The organism is Longimonas haloalkaliphila, assembly GCF_055379825.1.
Map to the genome: position 1 here is coordinate 1,388,092 of NZ_AP043948.1, position 15,441 is coordinate 1,403,532.

Annotated in this window: 14 protein-coding genes and 2 pseudogenes; 9 read left to right on the forward strand and 7 right to left on the reverse strand. The window is 58.6% G+C overall.

The genetic code is table 11. The features are described 5' to 3' along the window. Positions 1–30: 30 nt before the first annotated feature. Entirely contained in the window at positions 31–1,287 is a 1,257-nt protein-coding gene (locus ACZ48V_RS05450) for a metallophosphoesterase family protein (protein ID WP_464542351.1), read from the reverse strand. A 136-nt stretch (positions 1,288–1,423) separates the two neighbouring features. Continuing rightward, positions 1,424–2,224: a DUF481 domain-containing protein gene (locus tag ACZ48V_RS05455; protein WP_464542353.1), complete on the reverse strand. Its 801-nt coding sequence runs from the start codon at positions 2,222–2,224 to the stop codon at positions 1,424–1,426. A gap of 364 nt (positions 2,225–2,588) precedes the next feature. Between ACZ48V_RS05455 and ACZ48V_RS05460 the strand changes: the two genes are divergently transcribed. The 6 genes and pseudogenes from ACZ48V_RS05460 to ACZ48V_RS05485 all read left to right on the forward strand — a co-directional run bounded on the left by ACZ48V_RS05460 (position 2,589) and on the right by ACZ48V_RS05485 (position 9,668). Beyond that, entirely contained in the window at positions 2,589–4,031 is a 1,443-nt protein-coding gene (locus ACZ48V_RS05460) for a glycine--tRNA ligase (protein WP_464542355.1), read from the forward strand. Between the two features lie 649 nt (positions 4,032–4,680). Beyond that, positions 4,681–5,898 (forward strand): TonB-dependent receptor plug domain-containing protein, encoded by a 1,218-nt coding sequence (locus tag ACZ48V_RS05465; protein WP_464542357.1) that lies wholly within the window; start codon positions 4,681–4,683, stop codon positions 5,896–5,898. Positions 5,899–5,919: 21 nt separating this feature from the next. Beyond that, positions 5,920–7,218 (forward strand): annotated as a pseudogene (locus tag ACZ48V_RS05470) (TonB-dependent receptor domain-containing protein); the annotation flags it as partial. A 290-nt stretch (positions 7,219–7,508) separates the two neighbouring features. Further along, complete coding sequence (locus ACZ48V_RS05475; protein ID WP_464542359.1) at positions 7,509–8,213, forward strand: GTPase domain-containing protein; 705 nt, start codon at positions 7,509–7,511, stop codon at positions 8,211–8,213. A 16-nt stretch (positions 8,214–8,229) separates the two neighbouring features. Next, the gene (locus tag ACZ48V_RS05480) at positions 8,230–8,739 is read left to right on the forward strand and encodes a hypothetical protein (RefSeq protein ID WP_464542361.1); all 510 of its coding nucleotides are present in this window, start codon (positions 8,230–8,232) and stop codon (positions 8,737–8,739) included. Positions 8,740–8,747: 8 nt separating this feature from the next. After that, complete coding sequence (locus tag ACZ48V_RS05485; RefSeq protein WP_464542363.1) at positions 8,748–9,668, forward strand: hypothetical protein; 921 nt, start codon at positions 8,748–8,750, stop codon at positions 9,666–9,668. An 85-nt stretch (positions 9,669–9,753) separates the two neighbouring features. On the opposite strand, the gene ACZ48V_RS05490 is transcribed toward ACZ48V_RS05485, so the two are convergent. Next, entirely contained in the window at positions 9,754–10,263 is a 510-nt protein-coding gene (locus ACZ48V_RS05490) for a LexA family transcriptional regulator (RefSeq protein WP_464542365.1), read from the reverse strand. 251 nt (positions 10,264–10,514) lie between these two features. Between ACZ48V_RS05490 and ACZ48V_RS05495 the strand changes: the two are divergent. Continuing rightward, positions 10,515–11,302: pseudogene (locus ACZ48V_RS05495) on the forward strand (IS5 family transposase). A 32-nt stretch (positions 11,303–11,334) separates the two neighbouring features. Here the strand turns inward: ACZ48V_RS05495 and ACZ48V_RS05500 are convergent. Continuing rightward, a complete protein-coding gene (locus tag ACZ48V_RS05500; protein ID WP_464542367.1) occupies positions 11,335–11,598 on the reverse strand; it encodes a hypothetical protein in 264 nt (87 codons plus the stop codon). A gap of 93 nt (positions 11,599–11,691) precedes the next feature. On the opposite strand from ACZ48V_RS05500, the gene ACZ48V_RS05505 reads away from it, so the two are divergent. After that, the gene (locus ACZ48V_RS05505; protein WP_464542369.1) at positions 11,692–11,985 is read left to right on the forward strand and encodes a hypothetical protein; all 294 of its coding nucleotides are present in this window, start codon (positions 11,692–11,694) and stop codon (positions 11,983–11,985) included. Then, positions 11,982–12,350 (forward strand): PIN domain-containing protein, encoded by a 369-nt coding sequence (locus tag ACZ48V_RS05510; RefSeq protein ID WP_464542371.1) that lies wholly within the window; start codon positions 11,982–11,984, stop codon positions 12,348–12,350. Before ACZ48V_RS05505 ends, ACZ48V_RS05510 begins: the two co-directional genes overlap by 4 nt. Positions 12,351–12,377: 27 nt before the next feature. On the opposite strand, the gene ACZ48V_RS05515 is transcribed toward ACZ48V_RS05510, so the two are convergent. The 3 genes from ACZ48V_RS05515 to ACZ48V_RS05525 form a co-directional block, all read right to left on the reverse strand. Next, positions 12,378–13,310, reverse strand: coding sequence for a bifunctional metallophosphatase/5'-nucleotidase (locus ACZ48V_RS05515; protein ID WP_464542373.1), 933 nt, complete (start codon positions 13,308–13,310; stop codon positions 12,378–12,380). Positions 13,311–13,373: 63 nt separating this feature from the next. Further along, complete coding sequence (locus ACZ48V_RS05520) at positions 13,374–14,150, reverse strand: 5'-nucleotidase C-terminal domain-containing protein (RefSeq protein ID WP_464542375.1); 777 nt, start codon at positions 14,148–14,150, stop codon at positions 13,374–13,376. 99 nt (positions 14,151–14,249) lie between these two features. Then, positions 14,250–15,431, reverse strand: coding sequence for a CaiB/BaiF CoA transferase family protein (locus tag ACZ48V_RS05525; protein ID WP_464542377.1), 1,182 nt, complete (start codon positions 15,429–15,431; stop codon positions 14,250–14,252). Positions 15,432–15,441 lie beyond the last annotated feature (10 nt).

Here is a 15,441-nt window from a genome sequence, read left to right on the forward strand (position 1 = left end):
CAGGGTAGAGAACGGGGCGGAAACAGCTACTTACTCGGGGTCGGCGATGAGGCGAGCAACGGCCCGGCGGTCCATGCCGTCGAGAAGCGTGTGCAGGTAGCTACGCCGGGCAGCGGGGGTTGCGTGCTCGTGGTCGGCCCACTCCACGTCGTCGGCGAGTTCGTTGAGCAGGTCGTCGTCGGCACGGGCCTCGTCGATGAGCTGCAGCACCTCGCCGGCCAGGTGCGGCTCGCCGCGGTACGGCTCCACGGGCACCGGGCGCGTCACGTTTTCGAGCTTCAGCTCCACGTCGAGCACGTTCAGGCGGGTGGCTAGCACGTTGGTGAGATAGGTGCGCTCGCCTGCATCGTGCAGCTCGGGCGCAAGCGGACACGCCCCACGCAGCACCAGTCGGATCATCCACTCAGAGGCCAGGGCCTGCTCCTGCACGGGCTGGAGCGCTTCCTCGGCAGTACGGGTCAGCGCATCCACCGACTGCACATGGTCGAGATCGTCAAGCACCAGCGTTTCCCAGCGGATGGGGGCAAACGGCTGTACGGTAACATCGGGCGGGCTATTCGGGGGGATGCGTACGAGCAGTCCGCCTTTCACGCCGTTCTCGCTGGGATGGCGGCCTTGCAGGTTGCCCGCGTAGTAGGCGGGCAGCTCCGGGTCGACCTGCTGCCCCCGGTGGATGTGCCCGAGCGCCCAGTAGGCATAACCGGGGCGTCGGAGATCGTCGACCGAGCAGGGGGCGTAGCGGTCGTGGGCGTCTACCGACTGTGCTGAGGTGACGTGCGTATGCAGCAGGCCCACGGTAGGAAGTTCGTCGTCGGCTTCCGGAAAGCGGATGGCCAGGTTTTCGGAGACGTGTGGACGCGGGTGCCCGACGGCGACGACGCGCCCGATCGGGGTGTCGGCAGCGTCGGTCAGCGTAATGGTTTGCGGCTCGTCGGTGCGCACTACGTGCACGTTGGCTGGCCACGAGAGCGCCGCTACGCGTCCACGGGCCTGGCCCGGGTCGTGGTTACCGGTGGCGTAGACCACAGGGATTCGGGCCTCGTTGAGTCGTTCAAGCTGCGTGAGGAGGCGGTCTTCGGTAGCCAGGCCGAGCCGGTCGGCATCGAAGAGGTCGCCAGCGATGAGAACGGCGTCGACCGGCTCCGCGATTGCGCGGTCTACAGCACGCTCGAACGCCGTGTGCTGCGCGTTGCGCAGGCGGCGGCGCAGGTCGAGCGTGCGCCCCGCGTACACGGTGTCGAAGTGAACGTCGGCCAGGTGCAGCAGGGTGAGCATAGGATCAGGCATGTGATGCACGGAAAAAGCGCAGGACACAAAACGGCGCGCAGAAGGACGCACAGAAAAAGAGAGCTTCTGGCATCCCTGGCATACGGATACAGCCACGCGGAGGCGTTCGGACGGCTGTGCGCTCAGAGCTGTGCGCTCAGAGCGAAACGGTAAGTCCGTTCGTGAGGGACAGCGTCCAGTCGGAAACGTCGCCGGGCGGGCGGCTGTCGTAGCGCACGTTCAGCGATACGCGCAGGGTGAGCGCACGGGTGATGCCCACGCCGATGCGGGTCTCGTTGAGCAGCCGGATGTCGCCGAACGCGTCGATACGGGGCTGCGCGTACGTGGTGCTTAGCAGAAAGGTGCGTTCGTTGACACGAAGCCGGGCGTTCGCGTAGTGACTCAGCCGTATCGCAGCGGTGCGGGCCGGATGTGTGCCTACGCGGTTGGGGGCGAGACGCTCGCCCTCAAACATGGGCGTAAAGCCGGCAAAGAGGCGCGCAGGCTCCGAATCCAGAAGGCGCAGCCGCAGCCCGCCTCCGGCCAGCGTACGCAGCTCGAGCAGCGCAAAGTTATCGCGTTCGACCTGCGTGAATGCTTCGGCGACGAGCGGCCCGCCGAAGCGGTAGTTGTATCGCAGGTGTGCAAAAGAGCGGTCGCGAAAGCGGCGCCCGTCGCTCTGTCCGTAGCGCACTTCGCTGACGAGGAACAGGTGATGCGGTGCGTAGAGCAGATCCATGCGGGTGTCGACCCCGACTTCAATGAGTTCGGTATTGCCGCTTTGTAGAGCTACCGAGCCCCCGAGCGTAGCGCTAAATCCTTCGACATCCAGGTTACGCATGCGCTCGGTATTGACCTGCGCCGTGACCGGCACGGCCAGCACAGTGAGGGCAAAGAGGGCAAAGAACAGAAAACCAACCGGCCACGCTGCCGCGTCAAACCGCCATGGAGAACGCATATGCAGTTATGCAAATTGAGCGATGAGAGAGAGTCCGCCAATGATGGCGATAAGCACGATAGCTGCGATGATCATCTGACGTTTCACGCGCTTGTTCATAACAGGCAGAGGATGTAAGAAAACAAGTCTGAGGGTGTAAGCAGCAGCATAAGCGGCTGCGGAAGTACGTAAGATCCGACCTGGCAACGGGTTTTGCAAGTCCCTTCCACAGGGGGATGCGCCCGCAGGCGGCGTGTTGCACCGGCTTTTCAACACCGGGCATTGCATCCGCTGCTTAAGAAACCTACGTTGTACATCGTACGGCGTTTACCCATGGCGTACTTTATGTTGTATCTGGCCCTTTCGAATCCCTCTTACTACCGATATGAGCGACCTTTTCGACACCATCGTGTCCTTGTCCAAGCAGCGCGGCTTTATCTTTCAGTCGTCCGAGATCTACGGCGGCCAGGCGGCCACGTATGACTACGGACCGCTGGGCGTGGAGCTAAAGCGCAACGTGAAAGACCTGTGGTGGCAGGAGATGGTGTACGGCCACGGCGACATTGTGGGGCTGGATGCCGCGATTATGATGCACCCGAAAACGTGGGAGGCCTCGGGCCACACCGAAGCGTTCAACGATCCGCTGATCGACGACAAGGCGTCGAACCACCGCTACCGCGCTGACGAGCTGATCGAAGACCACATCCGCGATCTGCGTCAAGATGGCGAGATGGAGCAGGCCGAGGCGGTATACGAGCGCCTCGTGGCCGCGCTCAACAGCGATGACATGGCGGGCGATCTGTACGATATTATTCAAGATGAAGAAATTCGCGCCCCCCGCTCCGGCGCGTTCGACTGGACGCCCGTGCGGCAGTTCAACCTGATGTTCGAGACCCACGTAGGACCCGTTGCTGAAACAGGCGACCGCATCTTCCTGCGCCCGGAGACGGCCCAGGGCATCTTCGTGAACTTCCACAACGTACGCGAGCCGGCGCGGCAGCATGTGCCGTTTGGCATCGCGCAGATTGGCAAAGCCTTCCGCAATGAGATTGTGGCGCGGCAGTTTGTCTTCCGGATGCGCGAGTTTGAGCAGATGGAGATGCAGTACTTCGTAAAGCCCGGCGAGCAGCTCGACTTCTTTGCGGAGTGGCGCGAAAAGCGCATGGCGTGGCATAAGCGCTTGGGCGTGCGCCCCTCGAAGCTGCGCTTTCACGAGCACGAGCAGCTCTCGCACTACGCCGACGCCGCCGAAGACATCCAATACGAGTACCCGATTGGTTGGAAGGAGGTAGAGGGCATCCACTCGCGCACTGACTACGACCTGAAGCGGCACCAGGAGTACTCGGGCAAGAATATGACCTACTACGATCCGTTCGACCAGGAGAAGTACATCCCGTACGTCATCGAAACGTCGGTCGGACTCGACCGCACGGTGCTGATGCTGCTCTGTGATGCGTACGACGAAGACGAAGCCAACGGCAACGAGCGCACGGTGCTGCGCTTCCACCCCGAGGTGGCGCCCATTCGCGCCGCGATCTTCCCGCTCTCCAAGAAGAAGGGCCTGCCCGACATCGCGCACGAGATCGAAGACGACCTGCGCCCGCACTTCAACGTGATGTACGACGAGCGCGGCTCCATGGGCAAACGCTACCGCCGCATGGACGAAGCCGGTACGCCGTTCTGCATCACGGTGGACTTCGAAACGCTCGACGACCAACAGGTCACCGTCCGCGACCGCGACTCGATGGAGCAAGACCGGATTGCCATCGACCAGCTCACCGCTTACATCAACGACCACTCCACCGGCTGGAGCCGCGAGGAGGTGTAGCGCTTCAGAGTAGCGGTCCAATGTTAAGTGATTGACATGCGGTTTACATGATTGCAGCCCGCGCAAACCCCCTCCGTCTGCCGAGCTTCGCCGGAGGCGTGATCCCGTGGACATCTCCCCCTTGGCCAAGGGGGAGAAACCCGTAGGGAGAGGGGGTTCGACCGATACGAGGCTGCAATTTGCAACTGTCTCATCACTTAGCCTCTATCCACTACCCGCCTCAGTTTTGGGCACAGGCGAATGCGCGTGCGCACCAATCAGTGCCGCTGCACGCCACACAACGCATAGCCGCTCTGGTGTCTCGCTCTCCATCGCGATCACCGGAGCGGCACGTGTATGGGAGTACGCCTGTCTTCATTCCTGCGATACTGAGTCATCCTCTTTGTTGTGTTTTTTAGCGCCACAGCACGTTTTTTTCTTTAGCGATCTCTTCCCTTTCATTTTTACATTCTATCCCGTATGAACCATTGGTACGTACCATTGAGCATTGGGCTGCTTTTCAGCATTCTGCTCATTGCTCAAACAGCAACGGCCCAACAAGCTTCGAATCCCTCTTCTGCATCAGTGGCCGACACATCTGATACAAAGCCCCAATCTGTGCAACGAGGATACACGGCGGCTTCTGTTGACAGCACAGACATGGCCCCCATTGCGTTTTCGGTCAACCGCGCGCTGCAAGGCAAAATCGCCGGGGCCTACGTCACGCAGAACTCCGGCAACCCCGGCAGGCGGAATGTCGGTGCGTCTCCGCGGCCCCAGCACGATTCTCGGAGACACAAGCCCGCTCTATGTGCTGGACGGCATTCCCATAAGCAACGCCTCGCGCGAGCTCATTGACCTGGGCGGCGGAACCCAGAATCGCCTCATCGATCTGGCGCTGCATGACATTGATCGCATCGACATTGTGCGAGGGGCGGCAGGTGCTGCACGGTACGGACCGCGCGCCAACAACGGGGTCGTGGAGATCTTCACCAAGCAGGGCACCTCCGGCGCGCCCCATGTCACGTTTTCCACCCGGGCTCAAACTGAATCTGTGCGTAACACGCTCAACGTCAACATGGCACAGAACGCACAGGGCCAGTTTCTGGATAACAGCGGCAATCCACTCCCCGAGGGCGAGCGCCGCTGGGACTGGCAGGACTTTATCTTCGACCGGGCTTATGGCACCGAGCAGGCCCTGTCCATATCAGGCGGATTTGGCGACACACGCTACCGCGCCTCGGGCTCTCATTTTGCCAACCAGGGGATTATCGAAGGCAATCACTTCCGCCGCATCAACGGACGCCTACGGATTGACCAGCAACTGACCGACTGGGCTGCGATTACAGGAAGCGCCACCTACGCACGGAGCACCACGCAAGACATCCCCAACGGCGGACTCAATCGGGCATACGGTGCGCTGACTGGATTTATCTCGGGCCCAAATACCTTTGACCCGCGCCCCAACGTTGATGGATCGTTTCCTGACGATGGCTTCCGGCTGAACCCGTTAGAAGTCATGGAGCGCTTCGACTTCACACAGGACACCGATCGATTTATCGGAAGCGCCGCCCTGAATCTGCGTCCGACGGAAAATCTGAGTGTCGACTACGTGATCGGACTGGATACGTATACGCAGGATGCGACTGCGATCGTACCCTCCGGTTTCCTCAGGTTTCCAAACGCTCCTGCCGATGCCCGTCCACGATCTGCGCGCAGCAGCACCTACACCCAGCAGCGCATCAGTAGCACACTGGATGTTAGTTATAGCACCGACCTTTCGAGTACGCTGCGCTCCACAACACTGATAGGCGGCAGCGTGCAACTCGAAACCAGCACGACGGACACAGAGGAGATTCAAGGAAGGCCTGAGGACCCCTTTTCCTAAGGTTTCAGCACGTTCGATACCGATTACGATGTGTACAGTGGGTTCGTGCAGGAGACGCTGACCTGGAAGGACCGCCTCGTTGTTACGGGCGGCTTACAGGTTGCTACGTATCCTTCGTTTGAAGACAGCGGGGCTTCGTTTTATCCGAGTGCACGCCTTACTCACAGGCTTTCTGAGCTGCATTTCTGGAGCGGTGCAGGGCTTGATCGCCTGTTTCCGCGCTTTACGCTTCAAAGTGCACTCGGCTTTTCGGGCGGCCCGGCGTCCGTCCTTCCCTTTTACCGTGCCGTGCCTGAAGGCGTGACACCTGAGCGGCAGCGCGAGGTGGAGATCGGTGCAGATGCGCATCTCTTTACCGACCGCGTGGTCGTGGAAGCCACCTACTACAGGCAGCGTACCAGTGGCCTGTTGGTGGCCTGGGGCAGGGAGCTGGGGTTAGACCCAACCCGACCGCGCACGGGATTCGGCTTTCAGCCTCTCCTAAAAAACACGGGCACGCTCACCAATCGCGGCATCGAACTGTCGGTGCAGGCGCAGGTTGTGGATCAGGCGCGTACGGGCTGGACGACCACCATTGACTTCAGCCGCAACCGTAACGAGGTGCGCGGCCTCCCAAAGGATAATCTTAGGTTTCCGAACTCTTTTGAGCGGTTGTGGGCGGTCAATGGGGAACCGCTCGGGGTTTTCTATGGCCTTCAGTTTGACCGCGACGCATCCGGTAACGTGGTGGACCGTGAGGGCAATATCCTCGTCAAGGATGACAAGGGGCTCTGGCGTCTGCGTGATGATTCTGCCTCCGAGACAGGACAGAGCGGACTTCTGGGCATAGGAGAACCGGGTGTTGTCGGCGATCCGCATCCCGACTTTGTTGCGTCGTGGATCAACGACGTGAGCATCCGCAATTTTGATTTGCGCATGCAGTGGGACGCAGTTGTTGGGCACGACGTGTTCAACTTCACGAGGTACGAAGGGTCTTGGCCCGTCTTAGGGGTAACGGAGTTGTACCAGCAAGAACTTGAAGGGGATTTGCCATCGGGGTACGCATCGGCTGCCCGGCTTGTCCACGAGCATTGGGTCGAAGACGGCTCATTTCTGAAACTGCGCGAAGTCAGCGCCGCATACACGCTGCGTCCGGCGGCCGCACGGATTGAACGCGTGCGCCTCACCCTTGCCGCGCGTAACGTGCTCTCCATCGACGGGTACAGCGGATACGACCCGGAGATCAACGTAGGCGGACAACGCACGGGCGTCCGCGGACTGGACTTTGCCGAGGTCCCCATTCCTCGCACGTTCTCACTGGGGGTTACGGCCGTGTTTTGATGCGTACAGGGGGATGTGGGGGCATCTGCCCACCGCCACCATAGCACACAAACGCAAGAAGGGCCGCTCTGTATCGGGGCGGCCTTTTGGCATTGGGGGCTATGATGAGTCAGAAGAGCGCTCTTGTTGCATAGTTCGCACTGTGGCAGCCTTAGGCGAATTCCTCACTCTTCCGTTGAAGAATGTGAATACAGGCAAACTTTGGTCGTATACCATCCTTGCTTGCATAGAAGTGCGTTCTGCTATACATTGCAAGTACAGAATGATCATATCACTAACATCTTCAAATCATGGTTTTAGCTTTACCTATCGCACCTCTCCTGTGGGCACTTGCGGCGGCTGCAGGATTTGTCGGGTCGTATCTTCTTACGCGCCGCATCCATCGAGCGTTTAAATTTGCTTTCGAAGGTAAGAAACTCGCCCTTCTTGGGGCGAGGGAAGTCGGTAAGACAAACCTCTTTGCTTTCTTGAGTACCGAGGCTGTACCCAAAGAGTATAAGTCTGTTGAGTTGCCAAAAGAAGTCGATAAAAGCCGAATTCACATAGACGACTTGGATTTTTGGATGGAAAAGTCCATAGATGTTTCTGGAAGTAAAGATGCAAGACCAGAATGGAGGAAGTCTGTAGAAAGTGCAGATATGGTGTTCTATCTCTTTCGAGCTGACCTCGTCAAGAAAGGAGACAGGGCGACGATAGAACGTGTGAAAAGTGACATCAGTCATATTGCTCGCTGGCTGCAAGACAATGATGTCTCTGGAGGGTGTCGACTCTATTTAGTGGGCACACACTGCGACAAAGATGAGGAGTACGTCAACACGAGTCATATGAAAATGGGAAATTACTACGACAACTACAGATCGCTAAGTCAGTATAGGGAAATAAAAAGAAGGTCAAATTTTGGAGGAGGGTCAAAGCTTTTTCTTGGTTCAACAGACACTAAAGAAGAAGCCAAAAAACTGGTTTATAAGATGCTCACATATGCTTCTAATAATTAATTTTACGTGATTGCCAATGAATAATATTAAACTGAAAGCCTGGGCGCAGAACCTTGATACTAAAGGCCCGGATACCTTTTTTGCTTCTGGCGAAGGTGAGATATCCGAGGGATCACCCAGACGCCAGAAAATCGTGCAGGATATGTCGGCTGTTGCATATGACGGTGATCTACTTGATAGCTTAGAAGATGTAGAAGTGTTTTACTCTGAATCTGCGTTTGTAGTGGAGGTAACTGTTGAGGAGCGTGACGTGCGCGGGCGCTTAGCAACTGTCTCCGTTTATGGCCAGTGGCCGAATGTCCCCGACGTGGAATGGGGGCAACGTGTGAGTTCGGAAATACAGACTATTTGTGATACTATAGACCGAACACCGCCTCAAACCTTAGCCCGGCTCCCCAAATTGCTTGTAGAGGCAGCAACAAAAAAAAAGGGGTCCCAAATACTGAAAGTAATAACGGCTCTGGCGGGCATCTCTCTTCTCAGTCTCGTGGCATACCTCCTATACAAAAATTTTCTCGGCGGCTGAATGCGTTTTTGGAATCTGTACAAGAATACATTAGAAGTCTGAAGGCACCGCAGGGATTTCTATATTCCCAATCTGAGCATAGCCGAAGTTCCCAAGAAAAAGATGCAGGGGATGCACAGTCTCAAAGTGAAACTCCAACGCTGATCAAAAATCCCAAAAGCCTGGACCCCGACATGGATATGACGTTACCCGATGATCCTTACAAGCGAGAGTTAGTTCTCGTATTGACGCAAACGGACGTTGAGCGCCTTGAGTATGAACCCGAGGGACACGAGATATGGACAAATGATGCTATCTCTGTTTTGAGCACTTCCACAGATGCAACTGATTCACTCGTGAAGCAACTTCGGAGAGCTGACCTGGTGCGTCCAGGTAAGGTACTATTACAAAACCCTTATCATCAAGACGAATATGCTGAACTGGACACCGTCACTGAACACTTTCCTCTTGAAAAGTACATGTTATTCTCTAGACTGTGTCAATTATTAGGTGCAAAGCGTGTGAAGGTGCGACAGGTAGAGGATGCGACAGAAAAAGTCATCATCGAAGCAGGTGTTGATGGTACATATAAAGGCACAGGGGCAAAAGCGAATGCTACGAACGAGCGTCATAAACAGTTGAAGCAAGGATTAACCTTGGAGAACCAGTTTTCTGGTGGGAAGGCCTTTCCCGAGAAAGCCGAGGCTTTTCTCAAGGAGCACCGTTTATGGCATGATAACAGCCTGTGCCATCTTGTCAACATGCGCAAAGGGGAAAGCAATTTGTTAGAAAACCATGAACTCACTATCAACTTGTCGACGGAAACACAGAACAAGCTGGATATTGCCGCAGGATTCAACGTGCCAGTCTTTCTCGAAGTGGATGCTGATTTCAGCAAGTATAGGAAAAGTACTTACCAGTACCAAGTGACTACCGAGGTAGAATTCTAAAACGAAAAGCGATGCTTTTGAAGCCTGAATAGTGGGCCAAGCGCAATGGCCGTTTTTTGGTTTTTGCTGAGGTATAGAAAGAGTATCACTTCTCCATTCCAAAACGGTCACTGAGCAGTTCGGTAGATCGTTTCTGTTCGCGGGCCCGTCCGATGCGCAATGCATCCACGAGTGCCAGGAGCTCATGCAGGGCTGGGTCCTGCCGTACCGCCTCTGGTACAGAAGGGTGGAGCGGCTCCAGCGCATATCCGCGCGTATCTCCCTCCGCTGTGGGCCAGACCGGCGGGAGCTCTGAACTACGAATTTCTTCGATCATGGGCGAGGCGCCATGTGCTGTTGGAATACCGCGCGTCACAGCCCCCATAGTGACGGGGTACACGTAACGCACCCCGTGCACCAGCACCTCGTTCAGATTCCGAAAAACAGGACGCCGGTCCTGCTTGTGGTACAAATGCGAGTCGGCTGCTTGCTGTAGCGCGCTGTGTACGCTCGACACACTCATACCCAATGAGGAAGCAAGCTCCCGGTACGTCCAGGGCTGGCCGTTGAGCGCAACCAGCTTCAGGAGAACGACAAGATCTTTTGCTTTAAGCATCGTTGTTCGGTGTTCGCGAACGAAGAACACGGCGATAAACTCTTCGTGTGGGCATTTGGTTCTACTTCAGACAGAATGAGAGCACGTCCACCACCCGCATCTGATTAGGCTCTGTTTGAAAAGTCTTGGATTGGGTATCTTAACGACTGCCGTACCAGTTTCTGATCACCAACTTCTGTTTTCCGATGCGCCGCTACGAACTCACCGACACACAGTGGGACCTGATCGAGGATCTGTTTCCCGAGCAGACCATGGGGCGGCCTCGCCTCGACGATCGTAGGCTGTTCAATGGCATTCTGTGGATTCTTTGCTCCGGGGCGGCGTGGCGCGACCTGCCCGAGCGGTACGGCAAGTGGCAGACGGTTTATTCGCGCTTTCGTCGGTGGGAAGCGATTGGCTTGTTCGACCGGATCCTTGACCGGCTGCAGATTGAACTCGACGAACACGGATTGATCGACTACGCGACTTGGATGGTTGACTCGACCTCCGTTCGAGCCAGCCGAGCTGCTGCGGGAGCGCCCAAGAAAAAAGGGGCTCGTGCGAGGCCCTTGGACGCTCGCGAGGCGGTTTGACCACCAAAATCCACCTTGTGTGTGACTCAGGCGGGGTGCCGCTAACTGCCTGTCTCTCTGCGGGCCAGCGCCACGACGGGCCTCATCTGAAGCCGCTGATGAACACGGTACGCATTCCGCGTCGCCAGCCGGGCCGCCCGCGCACACGTCCCGACATGCTGGTTGCCGACCGGGGATACGATGCCCAGCACATCCGGCACTATCTGCGGCGGCGTGGGATCCAAGCGATGATCCCGGAACGGCGCCCCGGAAGAGGGCGCAAGCGGCGCCGAAAGGGACGACCTCCGGTATTTGACAAGGGGATGTACGCAAAGCGAAACGTGATTGAGCGACTGATCGGCTGGCTCAAAGAGTGTCGCCGGCTCGCCACCCGCTATGAGAAGTATGCTCGGTGCTACTTGGCCATGGTCAAACTGGCGTTCACCCGACGCTGCTTTCGAAAACTCGAGTTTTCAAACACTGCCTAGTGAACAGGACACTTCACGACTCGAATTTGTCATCAGGGTGATAAGGAGGTGTCCACCCTTTGCGCCGTCTCGAACCAGTCTGGGTCCAGTGTATGCGCGTCAGGGTCAGAAGCAATGTCCTGCTGAATATCGGCATCCGTCTTTGCTTGGAGGGCCTCCCAGTCGGTTTGGCTCTCCATGTCGTCCAACTCGTCACTGGATACGTTTGTAATAGAGGTCTCGCTCATGGTCTCGTGCGCGTCGTGCTGAAATAATCCGATAGCGACTGGCTGCAGTACGATATGCAACCACGGCATAAACGTCGCGGAGGTGCGTGCCCTTACGGAGCAGATCCCCGAGACCGGCGTTAGATCCCCTCAAGACACCGATGAAAAGACAGCACCCCCGTCATGGATATACCCAAAAAGATCGTCACGGACGAAAACCAGCAGCCCGTAGCCGTCCAGATCGACTACGCGGACTGGCTGGAGATTGAGCGTGCGCTCGACCTGGAATCGACGAGCGCAGCGTCTCAGGCGAACGAAGAGACGAAACAGGACGAGCCGTCGCTGAACGAACTCGCAGATGCTGCCGCATCGCACTGGCAGAGCGGCGATGGCCTTGAATATCAGCGTCGCATCCGCGCTGAATGGACGCGTCCTTGGGATCCGGAAGCACAAGAAAATAATGCAGAGACGACATGACCCTGCTTCTGGATTCCGTTATTCTTATTGACTACTTGAACGGCATTGACGCAGCACGTGCATTCGTTGACACGCACGAAGCGGACGTGGCGATCTCAGTCGTCACCATGTCCGAAGTGCTTGTGGGGATGGATGACGAAGGGGAACCGGCTGCTATTCGTTTTCTCGATGCTTTCCCACTACTTGAAATTGACAAAGTAGCGGCGCTTACTGCCTCTCGCCTGCGCCGCAGGCACGGCTGGAAGCTACCCGATGCATTCCAAGCCGCCCTTGCACAGCGCCACGGACTCACACTCGTCACGCGCAACACACGCGATTTCAACCCCGACGTGCATGCGTTCGTGGCTGTGCCATACCGCGTGTGAAAATGGCTCGGCTGGAAGCAGCTCATGCTACCCCACCCGAACCCGATCATCAACCGGGTACTGGTGGTGGGCCCACTGCTGCACGCGTCCGGCACCATCGACAACCACGTCTATGCGTCCGAGTCGGATGCCGGCCCAGCCGACCTGCGCGATCTGCGTTTCGGCGCTGTGGTCGTGGGGTACCACGTGCGGCTCATCCAGGAAGGTATGCGTGTGTCCGCCGAGAATCAGGTCGATGCCCTCCACCTGCTCGGCCACCGTCACATCACTCACCCGATCGCTGTCGTATTGGTAGCCCATGTGCGAGAGGGCTACCACCAGATCACAGCCGTCCGCGCGGAGCTGCTGCACCATCTCGCGAGCCACGCCGACCGGGTCCTCGTACGACACCCCTTCGTGCAGCGAAGGCAAGACGAGTCCGTCAAATGCAATGCCGAGCCCGAAGAGCCCGACCTTCAGCCCGCCAAAGGTGCGCGTAGTGTAGGGCGCGACGTGCGGCTCCATCGGAGAGCCGTGCACGTCGTAATTCGACGAGACAAACTCGAAGTCGGCATGGGGCAGCGCCTCCATGAATCCGTCCACGCCGTTGTCGAAGTCGTGGTTGCCCAGCGTGGCGATGTCGTAGTCCATCATGGACATGCTTTTGAACTCAAGCTCGCCCTCAAAAAAGTTGAAGTAGGGCGTGCCCTGAAAGATATCGCCGCTGTCGAGGAGCAGCACATGGTCGTTGCTCGCCCGGATGTCGTCGATGAGCGCTGCGCGGCGGGATACGCCGCCGAGTCCAGCAAAGCGTCCGCCGTCGTCGGGAAATGGGTCGATGCGCGAGTGGGTGTCGTTGGTATGCAGAATGACAAGGTGCGTGCGATCGCTGGGGGCTGCCATGCTGAGTCCGGGCCAGAGAGCGGCGCCTGCAGTGGTGGCAGCGAGGGTACGGAGGAAGTCGCGTCGGGTGGTAGCCATGGTAGGGGCAAAGCAGTCAGATGGAAGAAAACGGTGCGCATCCACTACGAAACGCTGCAGGAGCTACTCGATGCGCTCGATGCGGCCTTCGATTTCAGCGGTGAGGGTGCCCAGGTCGCGAAAGTATTCGATGAAGGCGTCGCGCAGCAGCATGGGGAGCTCCTCGCGGGGTGCCTCTTCAAGCACGGGTGGACCGCCGCCATCGGCGAGGTAGTCGGATGTGACCACGCGGTACTCGGCTTCAAGATCGATTGGCGTACCACCAACCTGCAGGTCTTCAATGTCGCCTGAGTCGGCATGGATGCGGAAGGAGAATCCGGCAATGGGTTCGCCGCCGTAGATCTCCATGATCTGCTCGGCAAACGTCACGACGTCGGCGCCCGAGAGGGTCACCACCACCAGGCGGTTTTCGAAGGGCATCAGTTCGTAGACCGTGCCCACGGTAATATCGCCGGGGCCAATGGGGATGCGGAGGCCGCCGTTGTTCGTCATGGCCATGTGCACGGACCCCTCCGACAGCTCGCGGGCGTGATGCAGCATCGCATCGGCAGCCAGGTTACCCAGCGGTCCTTCAGGGCGCCCTTCGGTGAGCTCTTCGGGGGCGTTGGCGATCACCGTTTCTACTTCGGTCTCCATCCGGTCGCGGTAGGGGGCAATCAGCGCCTCCAACTCCTCGTCGTGATCGATCGAGTCGGAGATCTCGGTGTAGGCAACGTCTACACGACCTGGCGCGGACGTTTCGGGCGCATCAGCAGCCGGTTCGGTGGTGCCGCACGCGGTAGCCACCACGAGCAGCGGCACCAGAAGCCAGGCGGGCAGGCGAGACAGGGAACGGGGCATGAAAGCAGGGCAGTTGTTGACAGGGACATACGTTGCACATGAGGTGCGCATCCAGATACGGCAGTTCTGTTATGCAGATCCGGAGTGGGCCGTCTCGATTCAGGCACAGACTACAGCGCCTGCATCCACGAGTGCATTGATATCGTCGGTGCATCGCCCGAGCCGGTCGCGCAGTATGCATTCGGTGTGGGCAGCGTAGCGTGGGGGCGGATGCATCTGCGAGGTCGGGGCGTCGGCGGCGTATTGGCGGAGTCCAGGGGGATGCGCCGCGTCGTCGCTTCGAATCACCATATCCTCGGCATGCGGATCGGCAAATACGTCGGGGAGGGGGCGCACGGCACCAGCGGGCACGGTACGGGCTTGCAGGGCATCCAGTAGCGCGTTGCGGAGGTGCGTCCGGATGGCGGTCTGCAGCGCAGCATTGAGCGCCTCACGATGCGCGACGCGGGTCGCGTTGGTGGCAAAGCGGTCGTCGGTCGCCAAGTCGAGGCGTTCCAACACCTCGCAGAGCGCAGCAAACTGCCGGTCGGTGCCCACCGCTAACACGATAGCAGACCCATCGGCGGTCGAATAGGCCGTGCCGTACGGGGCAATGTTTGGGTGCGCCGATCCCATCCGCTGCGGCACGTGGTTCGCCACCAGGTAATTGGTCGCCTGATTGGCGAGTCCGCTAACGGCGGCCTGCATGAGCGACACCGGTACGTATCCCCCTTGCCCCGTCTGCGTGCGGCGTAGGAGTCCAACCAGCAGCCCTTCCTTGAGCTGATGCGCGGCCAGCACATCCATAAGCGCAACGGGCATTTTGGTGGGTGGACCGTCGGCAGCTCCGTTCATTGCCATGAATCCGCTTTCGGCCTGGATGACGGCATCGTAGCCCGGACGCGGGTTGTCCGGTCCATATCCGGTGATGTGTCCATACAGCAGTGCCGGGTTCAGCGCCCGCAGCGTGCCGGGATCGGCGCCAAGTGCTTCGGCGCGACCGGGACGGTAGTTGGCGATCACGATATCGGCATCGGCGGCCAGCTCGTGGAGCAGCGCCTGTCCGGCATCGGTCGATAGATCGATCGCAACCGACTGCTTGCCGGCGTTGCAGGCACAGAAGTACGCCGATCGGCTGTCGGGCGGCGCCTCACCGGGGGCTGTCCACCGCCGCGTGACATCGCCCTGCGTACGCGGATTTTCGATTTTGATGACGGTCGCCCCCAGCTCGGCAAAAAACTGCCCGACGCTGGGTCCGGCCAGCACGCTGGCGAGTTCGAGAACGGTGCAGTCATGTAGCATAATGGGCAGG

What these genes read in the sequence shown, in the direction of transcription:
- ACZ48V_RS05490 (WP_464542365.1), bottom strand. Translation starts at nt 10,263, where the DNA reads ATGCTTAAAGCAAAAGATCTTGTCGTTCTCCTGAAGCTGGTTGCGCTC.
- ACZ48V_RS05475 (WP_464542359.1), top strand. Translation starts at nt 7,509, where the DNA reads ATGGTTTTAGCTTTACCTATCGCACCTCTCCTGTGGGCACTTGCGGCG.
- ACZ48V_RS05500 (WP_464542367.1), bottom strand. Translation starts at nt 11,598, where the DNA reads ATGCCGTGGTTGCATATCGTACTGCAGCCAGTCGCTATCGGATTATTT.
- ACZ48V_RS05515 (WP_464542373.1), bottom strand. Translation starts at nt 13,310, where the DNA reads ATGGCTACCACCCGACGCGACTTCCTCCGTACCCTCGCTGCCACCACT.
- ACZ48V_RS05520 (WP_464542375.1), bottom strand. Translation starts at nt 14,150, where the DNA reads ATGCCCCGTTCCCTGTCTCGCCTGCCCGCCTGGCTTCTGGTGCCGCTG.
- ACZ48V_RS05460 (WP_464542355.1), top strand. Translation starts at nt 2,589, where the DNA reads ATGAGCGACCTTTTCGACACCATCGTGTCCTTGTCCAAGCAGCGCGGC.
- ACZ48V_RS05455 (WP_464542353.1), bottom strand. Translation starts at nt 2,224, where the DNA reads ATGCGTTCTCCATGGCGGTTTGACGCGGCAGCGTGGCCGGTTGGTTTT.
- ACZ48V_RS05525 (WP_464542377.1), bottom strand. Translation starts at nt 15,431, where the DNA reads ATGCTACATGACTGCACCGTTCTCGAACTCGCCAGCGTGCTGGCCGGA.
- ACZ48V_RS05480 (WP_464542361.1), top strand. Translation starts at nt 8,230, where the DNA reads ATGAATAATATTAAACTGAAAGCCTGGGCGCAGAACCTTGATACTAAA.
- ACZ48V_RS05450 (WP_464542351.1), bottom strand. Translation starts at nt 1,287, where the DNA reads ATGCCTGATCCTATGCTCACCCTGCTGCACCTGGCCGACGTTCACTTC.
- ACZ48V_RS05510 (WP_464542371.1), top strand. Translation starts at nt 11,982, where the DNA reads ATGACCCTGCTTCTGGATTCCGTTATTCTTATTGACTACTTGAACGGC.
- ACZ48V_RS05505 (WP_464542369.1), top strand. Translation starts at nt 11,692, where the DNA reads ATGGATATACCCAAAAAGATCGTCACGGACGAAAACCAGCAGCCCGTA.